The sequence below is a fragment of the Streptomyces sp. CB01881 genome, from assembly GCF_002953255.1.
In the GTDB taxonomy this organism is placed as follows: Bacteria; Actinomycetota; Actinomycetes; order Streptomycetales; family Streptomycetaceae; genus Kitasatospora.
The window spans coordinates 4,875,242-4,890,114 of sequence record NZ_CP026498.1; the positions used below are offsets into that span (position 1 = coordinate 4,875,242).

Annotated in this window: 13 protein-coding genes and 1 pseudogene; 3 read left to right on the forward strand and 11 right to left on the reverse strand. The window is 72.6% G+C overall.

The features are described 5' to 3' along the window. From C2142_RS39615 to C2142_RS11205, 3 genes are all read right to left on the reverse strand, one after another. Nucleotides 1-866, reverse strand: an 866-nt coding sequence (locus C2142_RS39615) for an aldehyde dehydrogenase family protein (protein ID WP_241002515.1), incomplete at its 3' end; no start/stop codon positions are given. Nucleotides 867-1,014: 148 nt separating this feature from the next. Continuing rightward, a complete protein-coding gene (locus C2142_RS11200) occupies nt 1,015-2,271 on the reverse strand; it encodes an FAD-dependent monooxygenase (protein WP_148642503.1) in 1,257 nt (418 codons plus the stop codon). Nucleotides 2,272-2,281: 10 nt separating this feature from the next. Continuing rightward, nucleotides 2,282-2,878, reverse strand: a complete 597-nt coding sequence (locus C2142_RS11205; protein ID WP_148642504.1) for a PadR family transcriptional regulator — start codon at nt 2,876-2,878, stop codon at nt 2,282-2,284. Nucleotides 2,879-3,024: 146 nt separating this feature from the next. Here C2142_RS11205 and C2142_RS11210 point away from each other — a divergent pair, with 146 nt between their 5' ends. Beyond that, entirely contained in the window at nt 3,025-4,644 is a 1,620-nt protein-coding gene (locus C2142_RS11210; protein WP_241002516.1) for a helix-turn-helix domain-containing protein, read from the forward strand. Nucleotides 4,645-4,772: 128 nt separating this feature from the next. Here the strand turns inward: C2142_RS11210 and C2142_RS11215 are convergent, their stop codons facing one another. After that, complete coding sequence (locus tag C2142_RS11215; protein ID WP_148642505.1) at nt 4,773-6,254, reverse strand: alkaline phosphatase PhoX; 1,482 nt, start codon at nt 6,252-6,254, stop codon at nt 4,773-4,775. A 226-nt stretch (nt 6,255-6,480) separates the two neighbouring features. Then, entirely contained in the window at nt 6,481-7,674 is a 1,194-nt protein-coding gene (locus C2142_RS11220) for a hypothetical protein (protein WP_148642506.1), read from the reverse strand. 165 nt (nt 7,675-7,839) lie between these two features. Between C2142_RS11220 and C2142_RS11225 the strand changes: the two genes are divergently transcribed. After that, nucleotides 7,840-8,283 (forward strand): VOC family protein, encoded by a 444-nt coding sequence (locus C2142_RS11225; protein WP_148642507.1) that lies wholly within the window; start codon nt 7,840-7,842, stop codon nt 8,281-8,283. Nucleotides 8,284-8,319: 36 nt separating this feature from the next. Here C2142_RS11225 and C2142_RS11230 read toward each other — a convergent pair whose 3' ends face one another. Next, nucleotides 8,320-9,978, reverse strand: a complete 1,659-nt coding sequence (locus tag C2142_RS11230) for a hypothetical protein (RefSeq protein WP_148642508.1) — start codon at nt 9,976-9,978, stop codon at nt 8,320-8,322. 285 nt (nt 9,979-10,263) lie between these two features. On the opposite strand from C2142_RS11230, the gene C2142_RS11235 reads away from it, so the two are divergent. Further along, entirely contained in the window at nt 10,264-11,595 is a 1,332-nt protein-coding gene (locus C2142_RS11235; protein WP_162002453.1) for an MFS transporter, read from the forward strand. Between the two features lie 62 nt (nt 11,596-11,657). Here the strand turns inward: C2142_RS11235 and C2142_RS11240 are convergent, their stop codons facing one another. From C2142_RS11240 to sufC, 5 genes and pseudogenes are all read right to left on the reverse strand, one after another. Next, nucleotides 11,658-12,317, reverse strand: coding sequence for a Uma2 family endonuclease (locus C2142_RS11240; protein ID WP_148642510.1), 660 nt, complete (start codon nt 12,315-12,317; stop codon nt 11,658-11,660). 123 nt (nt 12,318-12,440) lie between these two features. Beyond that, a complete protein-coding gene (locus C2142_RS11245) occupies nt 12,441-12,824 on the reverse strand; it encodes a metal-sulfur cluster assembly factor (RefSeq protein ID WP_148642511.1) in 384 nt (127 codons plus the stop codon). A 22-nt stretch (nt 12,825-12,846) separates the two neighbouring features. After that, complete coding sequence (gene sufU / locus C2142_RS11250; protein ID WP_148642512.1) at nt 12,847-13,311, reverse strand: Fe-S cluster assembly sulfur transfer protein SufU; 465 nt, start codon at nt 13,309-13,311, stop codon at nt 12,847-12,849. Between the two features lie 16 nt (nt 13,312-13,327). Further along, the gene (locus tag C2142_RS11255; RefSeq protein WP_148644705.1) at nt 13,328-14,575 is read right to left on the reverse strand and encodes a cysteine desulfurase; all 1,248 of its coding nucleotides are present in this window, start codon (nt 14,573-14,575) and stop codon (nt 13,328-13,330) included. A 23-nt stretch (nt 14,576-14,598) separates the two neighbouring features. After that, nucleotides 14,599-14,873: pseudogene (gene sufC / locus C2142_RS11260) on the reverse strand (Fe-S cluster assembly ATPase SufC); the annotation flags it as partial.

Sequence of the window (14,873 nt, forward strand, 5' to 3'; positions counted from 1 at the left end):
TCCGCGGGTAGGTAGCCGGCGATGTTGTTGCCGACCTCGCGCCACAGGTGCTGGAAGGTGGCGGTGGAGCCGGTGAAGTGGATGCCGGCCAGCGACGGGTGCTTCAGCGCGACGGCGGAGACGTCCAGGCCGTCACCGGTGACCATGTTGATGACACCCTTGGGCAGCCCGGCCTCCTCCAGCAGCTGCATCAGCAGGTGCGCGGAGAACTGCTGGGTCGGGGACGGCTTCCAGAGCACCACGTTGCCCATCAGCGCCGGCGCGGTCGGCAGGTTGCCGGCGATGGCGGTGAAGTTGAACGGGGTGATCGCGTAGACGAAGCCCTCCAGCGGGCGGTGGTCGCTGCGGTTCCACACGCCGTCCGAGGAGATCGGCTGCTCGGCCATGATCTGGCGGGCGAAGTGCACGTTGAAGCGCAGGAAGTCGACCAGCTCGCAGGGGGTGTCGATCTCGGCCTGCTGGGCGGTCTTGGACTGGCCGAGCATGGTGGCGGCGGCCAGGGTCTCGCGCCAGGGGCCGGCCAGCAGGTCGGCGGCCTTGAGGAAGATCGCGGCCCGCGAGTCGAAGGAGAGCGCCTGCCAGGCCGGGGCGGCGGCCAGGGCAGCGTCGATGGCGTCCTGCGCGTCGGCCTGGGTGGCGTTGCGCAGCGTACCGAGCCTCGCCGCGTGGTTGTGCGGCTGGACGACGTGGATCTCGGTGCCGCCGCCGAGGCGGCGCTCACCGTTGATCGTCATGGTCAGCTGGACCGGCTCCTGGCCGCCCAGCTCCTTCAGCTTGGCCTCCAGGCGGGCCCGTTCCGGGCTGCCGGGGGCGTAGCTGTGGACCGGCTCGTTCACCGGCGCGGGGACCTGGGTCACAGCATCCATGAGCGCACGCTCTCCTTCGGTTCATGGGGGATGCCGACGTGGGTCGCACGTCGGCCACAACCCGAACGCTATTCCTGCACCGGGCCCCACTTGATTGGCCTGGCGGCTAAAGTCCCCCGTACGGCGTTGTCCGCCCCGACGAAGGTGATCACGGACCGGTCACGGCGGCGCCCGAGGAGACCGGGGCCACCCGCCGGTCCCAGTCGATCCGGTAGCCGTGGACCGGCCGCAGCGTCTTCTCCGGGCTCATGAAGGTCCGCACCGCGATCGGCGCGACCAGCCGGAACACCATCCGCCCGACCGGCCCGGAGGACTTCTGGCTGTTGGTGCGCGCCGCGTCGGCGGCGATCTTCTCGACCCGCGGCCGGCGCATCGCCTCGTACGCGGCGAAGGCGGCGGTGTGGCCGGGCAGGTCGCGCAGGCAGCGGGCGAGTTCGACGGCGCTCTCGACGGCCAGCGAGGCGCCCTGGCCCGAGCTGTTGGACGGGGCGTGCACCGAGTCGCCGACGAGGACCATCCGGCCGCGGTACCAGTGCGGCACGGACGGCATGATCTCCAGCCGCGGGAAGACCTCCATGGTGGCGGCGTCGGCGACCCGCAGCACCTCCCGGGCGGGCAGGTCGTCGGAGTGCAGCTCGCGGCAGCGGCGCAGCCACTCCGCCGCGCCGACGGCGCGAACCTCCTCCGGGTCCAGCGGCTCGGGCTGCGGGATGTTGCTGAACCAGGCGGTGCCGCTGCCGTCGGTCAGGCCCCAGTAGCCGAAGAAGGCGCGGGCGCCGTTGGCGAAGTGCACGGACTCGCCGCGCCCGGCCCGGCCCGGCAGCCGGTAGGAGCTGTAGCCGCCGACGCCGAGCAGCCCGGTGTAGCGGGCCGCGGGGGCGGCCGGGTCGATCAGCGTGCGGACGGTGGAGCCGGTGCCGTCGGCGCCGATCAGCAGGTCGCCGGTGGCGCTGGTGCCGTCGGCGAACCGGGCGGTGATCCCGTCGGGGCCCTCCTCGGCGCCGACCAGCCGCTTTCCGTACCGGACCTCGACGCCGGTCTCCCGCAGCCGCCGCTGAAGCACCTCGTACAGCTCGGCGCGGCGCATCAGCCGGCCGGGCGGCAGGTCGGCGAGGCGGGCGAACTCGGCCAGCACACCGCCCTTGCCGTCCTCGATCACCATCGCTCCGACCGGCTGCCCGATCCGGCCCGCCTCCGCCTCCAGCCCGACGACGGCCAGGGCGCCGAGCCCGTTGGGGGCGATCATGAAGGTCCCGCCGATCCCCTCGGCGGAGGCCGGGTAGGCCTCGAACACGACCGGCTCGATGCCGGCCCTGCGCAGCGCCAGCGCCATCACCGGTCCGGCGATGCCGCCGCCGATGACCAGCGCTTTGCGGGTCGTTCCGTTGGTGCCGGTGGTACTCATTCCAGCCTCCTCATTCCAGGCTTCTCATGAATTCCTGAAGGGTCCGGTTGAACTCCGGCTCCCCGATCTGGCCGATGAGGTTCTCGGTGTAGCGGTGCTCGGCCTGCAGCAACGCGAGGGCGTACTCCTCCTCGACGACGAACATCGGGTGGACGTCCATCTCGGCGGCCTTGCGCAGCTGAGCGCGCGAGTCCTCGATCCGGGCGTCCAGCGCCTCCAGCCGCCGGCGGAGCAGGCGGGCCGACTCCTCGGTCGGGAGCACCACGAGCAGGCACAGCGCCACCCCGAAGGCCGGGTACTCCTCCTGCGGCTCGGCGATCCACTCGCGCATCCAGTCGAGGAGCTCCGTCTGGCCCTCGGGCGTGAGGGCGTAGACGGTGCGCTCCGGGCGCTGGGTGTCGCGGACGGTCTCCTGCGCGGCGACGAACCCGGCCTTCCGCAGCTGCTCGACGACCATGTAGAGCGAGCTGCGGTTGTACTTGATGTTGCGGTCCTTGCCGTGTTCCTTGAGCCGGCGCCCCATCTCGTACGGGTGCATCGGCTCGGCTCCGAGCTCGGCCAGGACCGCGAGGGCCAGCGGGTTCGACACCTTGCGTCGCTTCGCCATGAGAACGTTCCTCATCACTTGGTCAGTACTGACTATCCATTCTCGGATAGTCAGGGTCAACTATTCAGGATCGACGAACCTCAACTCTGTCCGCCCGGCTAAAATCAACCACAGGCCGTTGTCCGAGCGGATGAAGGAGGTCCAGAGTGACCACGCCCGACCTCCCGCCCACCTCCGGGCTCCCGCTCCGTCAGCTGCTGATGTCCCTCGGCGAGCCGCTGGTCGAACTCCAGGCCGCCCCGCACGGGTTGGACGTCCCGGTCCGCGACGTCGCGATCCTCGACCCCGAGGACCCGCCCGCCGCCGCCCCCGGCGAACTCGTCCTCGCCATCGGCGCCCGCGGCCGGGCCGCGCTCCCGGCGCTGCGCGCGGCCGGCCGGGCCGGTGCGGCCGCCGTCGCGGTGAAGCTGGACGCGCCCGGCCAGGCCGACGCCCTGCGCGAGGCGGCCACCGAGGCGGGCGTCGCCCTGCTCTCCGTCCGCCGCGAGACCCGCTGGGAGCACCTCGACTCGCTGGCCCGCGCGATCATCGCCGGACCGGACGCCCCGGACGCGCCCGGCGCCCCCGAGCACAACGCGGGCGACCTCTTCTCCCTCGCCCAGACCGTCGCCGTGCTCACCAACGGCATCGTCTCGATCGAGGACACCTCCAGCCGGGTGCTGGCCTACTCCCGCTCCTCCGACTCCGACGAGGTCGACGACCTCCGGCGGCTCTCCATCCTCGGCTGGCAGGGCCCCGAGCCGTACCTGTCCAAGCTCCGCGAGTGGGGCATCTTCCAGCACCTGCGCACCTCGGACTCCCCGATCGCGGTCGAGCCGCACCCCGAACTCGGCCTGCGCCGGCGCCTGGCCATCGGCATCCGGGCCGGCGCGCAGCCGCTCGGCACCATCTGGGTCCAGGAGGGGGCCCAGCCACTGGCCCCGCTCGCCGAACAGGCCCTGGTCGGCGCGGCCCGGGTGGCGGCGGCCCAGCTGGTGCGCCGGCGCCGGGAGCTCTCGGCGGACGTCCGGCTGACCCAGACCCTGCTCACCGGCCTGCTGGAGGGCTCGACCGGCCCCCAGTCGCTCGCCACCCACCTCGGCCTGGACCTGCGCCGCCCGGCCACCGTCCTGGCGTACAGCGCACGGACCACCGAGGCGCTCACCCGCGCCGAGGTGACCGGCCTGATCTCGGTGCACACCGCCGCCCGGCACCGCGCCGCCCTGCTCGCCCCGATCGAGTCGCGGGTGTACGTGCTGCTGCCGGAACTGCCGGCCGGCCTGCCGATGACGACGGTCCGCGACTGGGCGCAGGAGGTGGTCGAGGCGGCCCGGGACCACCTGGGCGTCCCGCTGCGGGCGGCCATCGGCTCGACGGTGGACGGCCTGGCCCGGGTGCCCGACTCCCGGGCGCAGGCGGACCGGATCCTGGACGCGATGGGCCGCGGCGGGGTGGACCTGGAGGTCGCCGCGCTGATCGACGTCCAGGCGGAGGTGCTGGTCAGCGAGATGCTGGCGCTGCTCCAGGAGCGGAGCGGCCTGCGCGACCCGCGGCTGACCGCGCTGGCGGCGTACGACCGCCGTCACGGCACCCGGCTCGCCGAGTCGGTGCTGGCCTGGCTGGACGCCCTCGGCGAGGTCCGGGTCGCGGCGGACGCCCTGCACATCCACCCCAACACCCTGCGCTACCGGGTCCGCCGGGCCGAGCAGCTGACCGGCATCGACCTGGCCCAGCCGCAGCAGCGGCTGCTGGCCATGCTCCAGCTCCGGCTGCCCGCAGACGGCTGAGAACCGCGAACGGCCGAAACCCGCGGATGACTGAAACCGCGGATGACTGAAACCGCGAAGGACTGAACCCGCGGACGACGGAAAAGGGGCCCGCTCCGGCGGGCCCCTTTTCCGTCAGACCGTCAGGCTCACTCGCCGTAGCCCTGGCCGCGCTTGTGCTCGTTGAGCCGGTGCCACGGGCCGGTGATGGCCAGCTGGATGCCCGGCTCCTGGATGTTGGCGAACAGGGTCTTGCCGTCGTCCGAGAAGGTGACGCCGGTGAACTCGCTGAACTCCGGCTTCTCGGCGCTGCCGATGTTCAGCTCGTTGCGGGCGATCGGGTAGGTCAGCCCGTCCTCGGTGGCGCCGAACAGGTGCTGCACGCCCTCGCCGTCCTCGGCGATCACCACGCCGCCGTACGGCGAGACGGTGATGTTGTCCGGGCCGTCGTAGTTGTCGTGGTCGCCCAGCACGTCGGTGTTGACGCCGAGCAGCACCTTCAGGGTGATGGTGCGGCGGACGGGGTTGTAGAACCAGACCTGGCCGTCGTGCTGGAGCGGGCTCTCCGAGCGGGCGAAGCTGGAGACGAAGTAGAAGCCGCCGTCACCCCACCACATGCCCTCCAGCTTGCGGGCGCGGGTGACCTCGCCGTCCTTGAACTGCTTGCGGACGGAGACCGTCCTGGCGTCGCGGTCCTGGACCTTGACCCAGTCCACGCCGTAGGTGGTGCCGACCTTGGTGGCGCGCGAGAGGTCGTCGACGAACTTGCCCTGCGCGTCGAAGACCTTGAAGGCCTCCAGCACGCCGGCGTCGGCGGCGAGGCCGCGCAGCTGGTAGCGGCCGTGCTTGAAGCCGGCCGGCGGGGTCCAGCGGTAGAGCAGGCCGTTGGGGTTGGCCGCGTCCTCGGTCAGGTAGACCTGGCCGCGCTTCTTGTCGACGACGACGGCCTCGTGCGCGTAGCGGCCGAACGCCTTGACCGGCTGCGGGTTCTGGTTGTACTCGTCGTCGAACGGGTCGACCTCGAAGATGTAGCCGTGGTCCTTGGTCATGCCGTTGGCGCCGGCCTTGTCCTCGGTCTCCTCGCCGGACAGCCAGGTGCCCCACGGGCTCACGCCACCGGCGCAGTTGGTGGAGGTGCCGGCGATGCCGACCCACTGCTCGACCTTGCCGTCCCGCTTGACGTGCACGATCGTGCAGCCGCCGGCCGCTCCCGGGTCGTAGACGTGACCCTCGGTCAGCGGCACCGGATTGGGCCAGTTGGCGCGCGGGCCGCGCAGCTCGTGGTTGGTGACCAGTAGGTTGCCGCCGTGCTCGTCCTCGAACGCCGAGGTGCCGTCGTGGTTGCTCGGGGTGAACTCGCCGGTGCGCAGCTTGGTGACGCCGGCCCGGTTCACCACGGTGTACTTGAAGCCCTTGGGCAGCGAGAGCAGGTTCTCCGGGTCCTTGACCAGCGGGCCGTAGCCGACGGCGGCGCGCTCGGCGTCGGCGGTCGCGGCGGCCGCCACCTCGCCGCCGACGGGGGCGGCGATCGCACCCGGGGCGCTGGCCAGGGCCTCGGCGCTGCCGGCGATCAGGACACCGGCCCCGACGAGGGTGGAACGGTTGACGAAGTCCCGGCGGGACAGCGACATGGAGTCACTCCTGAGAGGTGGGCCGCCGACCGGGCGGGCCCGGTGCGTGGCGTGCGAGGTGTCGAGGCTGGTCGCCGACGCCCAGCAGACTCCGCCGGTACGGTGAACGCACGGTGAATCCGATGCCTCGTCAGCGTGGTCATTTGCCGACCGTATTCGAACCCATGACCCGTTCTTTGCCGTGAGCACCACAGGTCACGGCCCCACCGGGCCGCGCCCGACGCGGTCACCGCCGCGCGCGTGCCGCCCGCCACTGCTCCCAGGCCGAGAGCCAGAGCTGCTCCCCGAGCCGCTGCTCCTCCCCGCAGTCGCCCTCGCCGCCCTGCCGGTTCCGCCACACCCGCTCCCAGGCCCGCTGCGCCGGCAGGCTGGCCACCTCGCTGGCGAACACCGTGTAGCGGATCACCTCCTCGACGGCGGCCTCCCCCTCCGGCGTGCCGACCACCCACTGGGTCTGCAGGGAGAGCCGGTTGAGCTGGTTGACCATCGCCGTCACCGCCTCCACCGCCTCCTCCCGGCTCTCCGAGGCGAGCCGCATCTGCTGGCGCACCGCGGCCTCCCGGCGCAGCGCGCCGGCCTCGCCGCGCAGCCCGCGCGGCAGCCGGGGCGTCCGCCCGGCCCGCACCTGCGCCTCGATCGCGGCGGACTCGGCGATGCCGTGCGCGATCACCGCCCGGTGCGCCTCCAGCCCGGCCGCCGGGGCGAGTTCGCGCTCCTCGACGGGGACGTACCGGCCGCGCCGGGAGGCGAGCGAGCGCAGCAGCGCGGTCCGGCCGCGCAGGTAGCGCTCGACGTCCGTGACCGGGGCCAGCTCGACGCCGCCGGGCGCCACCCCGCGCCCGCAGACGGTCACGGCCATCCCGTCCACCCACAGCCGCACGGCCCAGACCGGCCCGGCACCGGGTCTGGGGCAGACGCCGGGGAGGGCGGCCTCCGGGCGGTCCCAGAGCTCGCGCCGGTCCTCGTACACCTCGACCGCCTGCGGCTCGCCGTCGACGGTGATCCACTCGCGCAGGGCCCGGACCCGTCCGGGGCAGTCACCCTCGTCCACGCCGAGCTGCTCGTAGACCCGGTCGCGCTCGTCCTCGACCACGTCCTCCAGCTCGGGCAGGGCGCCGGGCCGGTCGGCGCCGGGCCGGTGGGTGCGCACGGTGACGTAGGGGCCGTCGGCGGAGGTCCAGTCGCCGGAGCGGACCTCGACCCAGGAGAGCAGGCCGTCCGAGGTCTCGAAGGCGGCCAGTGCGTCGCCCTCCGGGGCCACCCCGGTGGCGACCCCGTACACCGGGAAGTCGGCCGCGGCGAGGGTGCGGCGGGCGAAGTCCTCCTGGTCGGCGAAACGGTCCTCGTACGCCCGCGCCTCCACCCGCCCGGGCCCGTCCCCCCGGAGACCGTCCTGCCTGCCACCGCTCTCCCGCGTCATCCCGCGCCCCACCCCCGAATCCTCACCGCTCCCGCGCGTCTGCCGGACACGATACGTGGCCCGACCTGCCGGGTCATCAGCTCCCTTGCCCCGCCGGGCGGACAGGTATCCGTGACACCGTGTCAGGAACGCGGTTTGTCAGTCCGGCTTCCTAGGCTGTCGGGCATGACAGCTTCCAATGACTTCCCGGCCCGCATCAGCATCGTCACGCTCGGGGTGGCCGACCTCGACGCCAGCGCCCGCTTCTACGAGGCGCTGGGGTGGCGGCGCTCGTCGGCCTCCAGCCCGGAGATCGTCTGGTTCCGGACGGCCGACTCGGTGCTCGGGCTCTTCCCGCACGACGAGCTGGCCGCCGACGCCGGCGTGCCCCCCACCGGCGAGCCCTCGTTCCGGGGCGTCACCCTGGCGGTGAACCTGGAGTCCCCCGAGCTGGTGGACGCCGCCCTGAAGACGGCCGTCGCGGCCGGGGCGACGGTGGTCAAGCCCCCGACCGCGACCAGCTGGGGCGGCTACTCCGGCTACTTCGAGGACTTGGACGGCCACCTCTGGGAGCTGGCGCACAACCCGTTCTTCCCCTTCACCGAGGACGGCTCGCTGGACCTTCCGTAGGCCCCCGCCGGGCGGGCCCCCTCAACTTCCTCGACCTCACTTCTTCGACCGTGCCTTGAAGGCCGCCTTGCGGGCCTCCTTGGCCACCGTCCGGTCCAGGTGCAGCTCGCCGACCACCTCCAGCACGTCCGCCGTGTACGGGTGGTCGACCCGCCAGAGCTCGCCGAAGTAGCTCGCCGGGTTGTCGGTCACCGGCAGCTCGGCGATCAGCTCGCGCAGCAGTTCGGCGTCGCCCCCGGTGTCGAGCAGCTGGGCGGCGAAGGTGTCGACCACCGTCCAGAGCGCCATCCCGCGCTCCGGCGCGGGCACGTCGGCGGCTCCGAGGCCGGCCAGCCAGGCCCGCGCGCCCCCGCCCAGCTCCGGGTCGTCCAGCACCTCCCGGACGGCCGGCTCGGCGGGCGCGCCCAGCATGGCCAGCGCCAGCTGGCAGAGCATCCGGCGCATCGGCGCGTACGCGTCGTTGCCGCGCGCCGCGGCGAGCAGCTCGCGTGCCGCTGCCTCCGGCTCCCGGCCGGTGATCCAGACCCGCAGCTCCTCGTCGGGCAGCACGTTGGCCGACTCGCAGACCGCGCGCAGCAGCTCGCCGGCGTCACCCTGGGCCAGCTCGCCGACCAGCGGCGCGTCGTAGCCGTCCTCCAGCAGCCACTGCCGGATGCCGTACTGGCCGAGCGGGGTCAGCCGGACGAGGCCGAAGCGGGCCGACTCCTCCTCGTCCAGCGGCTCCTCGCCGATGGCCGGGCCGGCGGGCTGCGCGGCCTCCTCGTCCTCCTCCTCGTCGAACAGCTCCGGGTCGATCGGGTGGTAGTCCAGCACGCCCAGCTCGGCGAGGTCGCCCAGCATCGGGTCCAGCGTGACCATCACGTCGGTGATGTCGCCGAGCAGTTCCTCGCTCGGCTCCTCCCCCTCGGGGACGACCAGCAGGGCGGCCAGCACCCCGAGCGGCACGGTCTCGGTGCCGGGCTCGGCGAAGGCGGTGGTCTCGTACAGCACCTGGAGCGCCTCGTCGAGCAGCTCGGCGGCCTCGTCCCTGGCCTCCTCGACCGACGCCAGGCGCGCCTCGTCCTCTTCGTCCTCGTCGGCCGGCTCCGCCCCGGCGGCGCCCTCCCCGCCCTCCTCCGGCATCGAGTCCGCCTCCACCGCCAGCTCCCGGACGATCCCGGCGGCGGTCAGCCAGAGCTCCAGGACGGTCTCCGCGTCCCCCTGCTCGGCCGGTTCGAGGTCCGGCCCGGGGACGGCCACGTGCTCGCCGGCCTCGGTGGTGCCGATCTCGACCAGGTCCAGGTCGCAGGCCAGCGACCAGGCGCGCATCGCCTCGACCACGGCCTCCTCCGGCGCGTCCCCCTCCTCGGGGGCCAGGCCCAGCAGCCGGGCGGCGGGCGCCCGGTCCGGCCCGGTGAGGTCGCCGAACTCGTCCACCGCCCGGTACGGCGCGGCCCAGCGGGCCAGCTTCAGCGCGTACCCGAACATCGGTACCGCCTTCGCCTGCGCGGCCAGATCCGCCTCGGCGGGCAGCTTCACCGGCGGCACCAGGACGGCCGCGTCGTCGAGGTCCTCGTCGTCCAGCCCGTGCGCGGCGAACGCCCCGTAGAGGTCCTGCAGCTCCAGGTCGGCCGGCAGCACCGCACCGGCCGCCCCCTCCTCGCCCGGCGCAGCCGCCGACGAGGCCCCAGCGTTCTTCCGACGTCGTCCGGCCATCGTTGCGCGTTCTCCCTACAGCCAGCGGTCAGCTCCGCGTACATGTCTACTTCCTCAGCGTATAGGTCCGGCACCCCCGACGCCCGGCCTCCCGGGGCGCGCGCCGCAGGCGTGCGCCCACCCCTTATCCTTCGGAACGGTGCCGTGCACACCCCGCGCGGGCCACCGGGCAACGAAGCCCTCCCCCTGACAAGCTCACCCGCTCCACCAGAGGTACCCGTACCAGGCCACCACCCCGGGCCATGTCGGCCCGAGGTGGTGCCCTGGCCACAGGAGACCCCTGATATGGCGGACCTCTCCCCTGCCGGCTCCGGCCTGCGCACCGCGCAGTTCGACGGACGCCGACTGTCGGAGGCCCTGCTTCCCCTGGAGCTCGCGCCGCGTGCCCAGCTCCAGCTCGCCTCGATCAGCCGCTGGAACGCGCTGCGCGGTGTCCGCGTCGGCCTCGTCGCCGCCGCCCTCCTCTTCATGCTGATCGGCGCCAACCTGGCGACCCCGATCTACCTGCTGCTCCAGCAGCGGCTGGCGCTCACCCCGCTCGACACCACGATCCTCTTCACGATCTACGTGTTCGCGCTGGTGCCGGTGCTCGCCGCGGTCGGCCACTGGTCGGACCACCTCGGCCGGCGCGCCCTGATCCTGCCCGCCGTGGCCCTGGCCGCCGCCGGGGACGCCGTCTTCGCCACTGCGGGCAGCTTCTGGCAGCTCGCCGCGGGCCGTGCCGTCCAGGGCATCGCGGTGGGCCTGTCCACCGGTGCCGCCGGCGCCGCGCTCGGCGACCTGCTGCCCGAGCGCCCCACCCTGGCCGCCAAGCTGACCCTCGCCTGTTCGGCCGGCGGCGTCGCGCTCGGCCCGGTGGTCGGCGCCCTGCTGGCCGGCGGCTCCGATCCGCTGCTGACCCCGTTCCTGCTGCACGCCGTCGCCCTGCTCGCGCTCTGCGTGCCGCTCGCCGTGGTCCACCCGCGGATGCCCGGCCGCAACCGCCCGCCGGCCTCCCCGCCGCGCATCACCACCCCGGCCCACCTGCGCCCGCAGCGGCTCGCCCTGCCGGCCACCGGCCGCCGCGAGTTCCTGCTGGCCTCCGGTGCCGGCTTCGTCTCGTACGGGGTCTTCGGCGTCTACCTCAGCCTGGCCCCGGCGTTCTCCGCCAAGCTGCTGCACAGCGACTCCCGGCTGACCGGCGCCGTGGTCGCCGCCCTGCTGCTCGGCTCCTCGGCCGCCGCCCAGCTGCTCGTCCCGCCGACCGCCGACCGCGTGGTGATCGCCCTGGGCCTGACCGGCCTGGCGGCCGGCCTCGGCCTGGTCGTCTCCGCCCAGTACACCGGCACCCCGGCCCTGCTGTTCATCGGCAGCGTCCTCGGCGGCGCGTGCCAGGGCGTCGCCTTCCGCTCGCTCTTCACCTCCGCCGTGGCGGCGATGAACCCGGAACGCCGGGGCTCCGAGCTCAGCTCGCTCTGGGTCATCGTCTACCTCGGCTCGTCGCTGCCGATCGTCGGCGTCGGCGCCCTCGTCCAGGCCTGCGGACTGCTCCCCGCCGTCAGCGGCTTCGCCGCCGTGGCCGCACTCGTCTGCGTCGCCCTGGCGGCCGCCGTGGCCAAGCGCCCGAAGCAGGCCTGACGCACACCGCGACGCCGCCGCCCGGTACGGGATCCGTACCGGGCGGCGGCTTTTCGTGCGGATCACGCCGTCCAGGGCTTCCAGGTGGTCGTGTGGAACTCGAACCCGAACGGATCCGGCAACCGGACCGCGTCTCCGAACTTCCACTCGCCCAGTACCGCGTAGCTGCCTTCCCTGCGGTGTGGCTCGCCGAACAACGTGATGCCCGGATCCCGTGGATCGCGGTCCACGAGCAGGTAGTACGGCACACCGGTCCGCGCGTACCCGCTCCACTTGGTGGGCTTGACACGTCGGCCGAGCACGGGACGGCGGTCGTTGTGCGCGTTCGACGAGGAGGTCACTTCGACCACCAGGGCGATCTGGTCCGGCCTGAGGTGCGTCACATCCTCCGCCAGCCCGCGCTCCTCCACTTCTGCATCCACCACGACGAGGTCGGGAATGTAGCCGTCTCCGACCTCGACAAGATCAAGATTGATCGCCTGAACCACCCGCCAGGGGTAGGCAGGGTCCTGGAACTGTGCGTAGTCGATGCCCCGCTGGATACTCGAAAGGATCACCGCATGGGCGAAGACCGGCGCTGGTGACACGACGAACTCCCCTCCGACCACCTCGACCCGCGTGCCGTCGTCCGGGATCCGCAGGTAGTCGTCGAGCTCGCCCCGGACCCACATGGCGTACGCCGAGTCGGGCAGCGTCCAGTGTCCGACAGCTTCCACAGCCATCACGTCGCTCCCTCCGTGGTCGCGGCGCCAGTCTCACCGCCCGCTTGCAGATATACCACTGCCGCGCGATTCGTTCCCCCGAAGGGGAGAATCGCGCGGCAGCGGGTTGACGGGCGGCAGGCCTCAGACGTTGAAGCCGAGGGCGCGGAGCTGGTCGCGGCCGTCGTCGGTGATCTTGTCGGGGCCCCACGGCGGCATCCAGACCCAGTTGATGCGCAGGTCCTGGACGAGGCCGTCGGTGGCCGTCTTGGCCTGGTCCTCGATGACGTCGGTCAGCGGGCAGGCCGCCGAGGTGAGCGTCATGTCGATGGTGGCCACGTCGGACTCGTCGATGTGGATCCCGTAGATCAGGCCCAGGTTGACGACGTCGATGCCCAGCTCGGGGTCGACGACGTCCATCAGGGCCTCGGTCAGGTCCTCGACGGAGACGGTGCCGGCAGTGGTGCCGACGATGACGGTCGGGCCCCCCTCCGCGGAAGGGGCGGGCGTCTCGGTGGTGTCGCTCATGGTTCGGTCCTCCTCTTCTGCGTCAGTCGGTGGGGGCGTCGGTGACCGCGGGCTGCTCGGCGAGCGCCTTCGCGGTGGCGTCCTTCCAGGCCATCCAGCTCAGCAGCGCGCACTTGACCCGGGCCGGGTACTTGGAGACGCCGGCGAACGCGACCGCGTCCTCCAGCACCTCCTCGTCGCCCTCGCCCTGGCCCTTGCTCTGCATGAGCTCCAGGAAGGCCTCCTGGACGGCCTGCGCCTCGCCGACGGTCCTGCCGACCACCAGGTCGTTCAGCACCGAGGCGCTGGCCTGGCTGATGGAACAGCCCTGCGACTCGTACGAGACGTCGGCGACCGTGGCGCCGTCGAGCTTCACCCGCAGGGTGATCTCGTCCCCGCAGGTGGGGTTGACGTGGTGCACCTCGGCGTCGCCGTCCCGCAGCCCCTTGCCGTGCGGGTTGCGGTAGTGGTCCAGGATGATGTCCTGGTACATCGAGTCGAGCTTCATGTCGTGGGCCGTCCTGTCAGCCGAAGAAGTTCCGGACGTGGTGCAGGCCGTCGATCAGGGCGTCGACCTCGCCCGGCGTCGAGTACAGGTAGAACGACGCCCGGGTGGTCGCCGGAATTCCGTACCGCAGGCAGACCGGCCGCGCGCAGTGGTGGCCGACGCGCACGGCGATGCCCTGCTCGTCCAGCACCTGGCCCACGTCGTGCGGGTGGATGTCGCCCAGCGTGAACGAGATGGCCGCACCGCGGTCGACGGCCGTGCGCGGGCCGATGATCCGCAGGTCCGGGACCTCCAGCAGCTGCTCGACCGCGTACGCGGTGATGGCGTGCTCGTGGGCGGCGATCTTCTCCATGCCGATGCCCGACAGGTAGTCGATGGCCGCGCCCAGCCCGACCGCCTGGGCGATCGGCGGGGTGCCCGCCTCGAACTTGTGCGGCGCCGGGGCGTAGGTGGACGAGCCCATGGTGACGGTCTCGATCATCTCGCCGCCGCCGAGGAACGGCGGGAGGTCCTCCAGCAGCTCCTGGCGGCCCCAGAGCACGCCGATGCCGGTCGGGGCCAGCATCTTGTGGCCGGTGAAGGCGACGAAGTCGGCCTCCAGCGCCTGCACGTCGAGCACCATGTGCGGCGCGGCCTGCGAGGCGTCGATGACGACCAGCGCGCCGACCGACTGGGCCTTGCGCACGATGGTCTCGACCGGGTTGACGGTGCCGAGCAGGTTGGAGACCAGGGTGAACGAGACCACCTTGGTCTTCTCGGTGATCAGCTCGTCGATGTTGGACAGGTCGAGCCGGCCCTCGTCGGTCAGCCCGAACCACTTCAGCTTCGCGCCGGTGCGCTGCGAGAGCAGCTGCCACGGGACGATGTTGGAGTGGTGCTCCATCTCCGTGATGACGATCTCGGACTCGGCGTCCACCCGGTAGGGCTCGTCCGCCCAGGTCAGCATGTTGGCGACCAGGTTGAGCGACTCCGAGGCGTTCTTGGTGAAGACCACCTCGTTGCGGCTCGGCGCGTTGATGAACGCCGCGACCTTGTCACGGGCGCCCTCGTACAGCGCCGTGGCCTCCTCGGCGAGCACGTGCACGCCGCGGTGGACGTTGGCGTTGTGCCGCTCGTAGTAGGCGTTCAGCGCCTCCAGGACCTGGCGCGGCTTCTGCGAGGTCGCCGCGTTGTCCAGGTAGACCAGCGGCTTGTCGTCGTGCAGCAGGCGCTGGAGGACCGGGAAGTCCTTGCGGATCGCGTCGGTGTCCAGCAGGCCCGGCAGGACCGTCGACTCGTGCGTATGGGTCACTCGGAAGCGCCGCCCTTCACGTAGGACTCGTAGCCCTCGTTCTCCAGCTTGTCGGCCAGCTCGGCACCGCCGGACTCGACGATGCGGCCGCCCGCGAAGACGTGGACGTGGTCGGGCTTGATGTACCGCAGGATGCGGGTGTAGTGCGTGACCAGCAGGGTGCCGACCTCGCCGGTCGAGCGGACCCGGTTGATGCCCTCGGAGACGATCCGCAGCGCGTCGACGTCCAGGCCGGAGTCGGTCTCGTCGAGGATCGCGATCTTCGGCTTGA

Excerpts from the sequence above, each read along its gene's own strand:
- C2142_RS11220 (WP_148642506.1), bottom strand. The coding sequence starts at position 7,674 with ATGACGCGGGAGAGCGGTGGCAGGCAGGACGGTCTCCGGGGGGACGGG.
- C2142_RS11215 (WP_148642505.1), bottom strand. The coding sequence starts at position 6,254 with ATGTCGCTGTCCCGCCGGGACTTCGTCAACCGTTCCACCCTCGTCGGG.
- sufU (WP_148642512.1), bottom strand. The coding sequence starts at position 13,311 with ATGAAGCTCGACTCGATGTACCAGGACATCATCCTGGACCACTACCGC.
- C2142_RS11245 (WP_148642511.1), bottom strand. The coding sequence starts at position 12,824 with ATGAGCGACACCACCGAGACGCCCGCCCCTTCCGCGGAGGGGGGCCCG.
- C2142_RS11200 (WP_148642503.1), bottom strand. The coding sequence starts at position 2,271 with ATGAGTACCACCGGCACCAACGGAACGACCCGCAAAGCGCTGGTCATC.
- C2142_RS11205 (WP_148642504.1), bottom strand. The coding sequence starts at position 2,878 with ATGGCGAAGCGACGCAAGGTGTCGAACCCGCTGGCCCTCGCGGTCCTG.
- C2142_RS11230 (WP_148642508.1), bottom strand. The coding sequence starts at position 9,978 with ATGGCCGGACGACGTCGGAAGAACGCTGGGGCCTCGTCGGCGGCTGCG.
- C2142_RS11240 (WP_148642510.1), bottom strand. The coding sequence starts at position 12,317 with ATGGCTGTGGAAGCTGTCGGACACTGGACGCTGCCCGACTCGGCGTAC.
- C2142_RS11225 (WP_148642507.1), top strand. The coding sequence starts at position 7,840 with ATGACAGCTTCCAATGACTTCCCGGCCCGCATCAGCATCGTCACGCTC.
- C2142_RS11235 (WP_162002453.1), top strand. The coding sequence starts at position 10,264 with ATGGCGGACCTCTCCCCTGCCGGCTCCGGCCTGCGCACCGCGCAGTTC.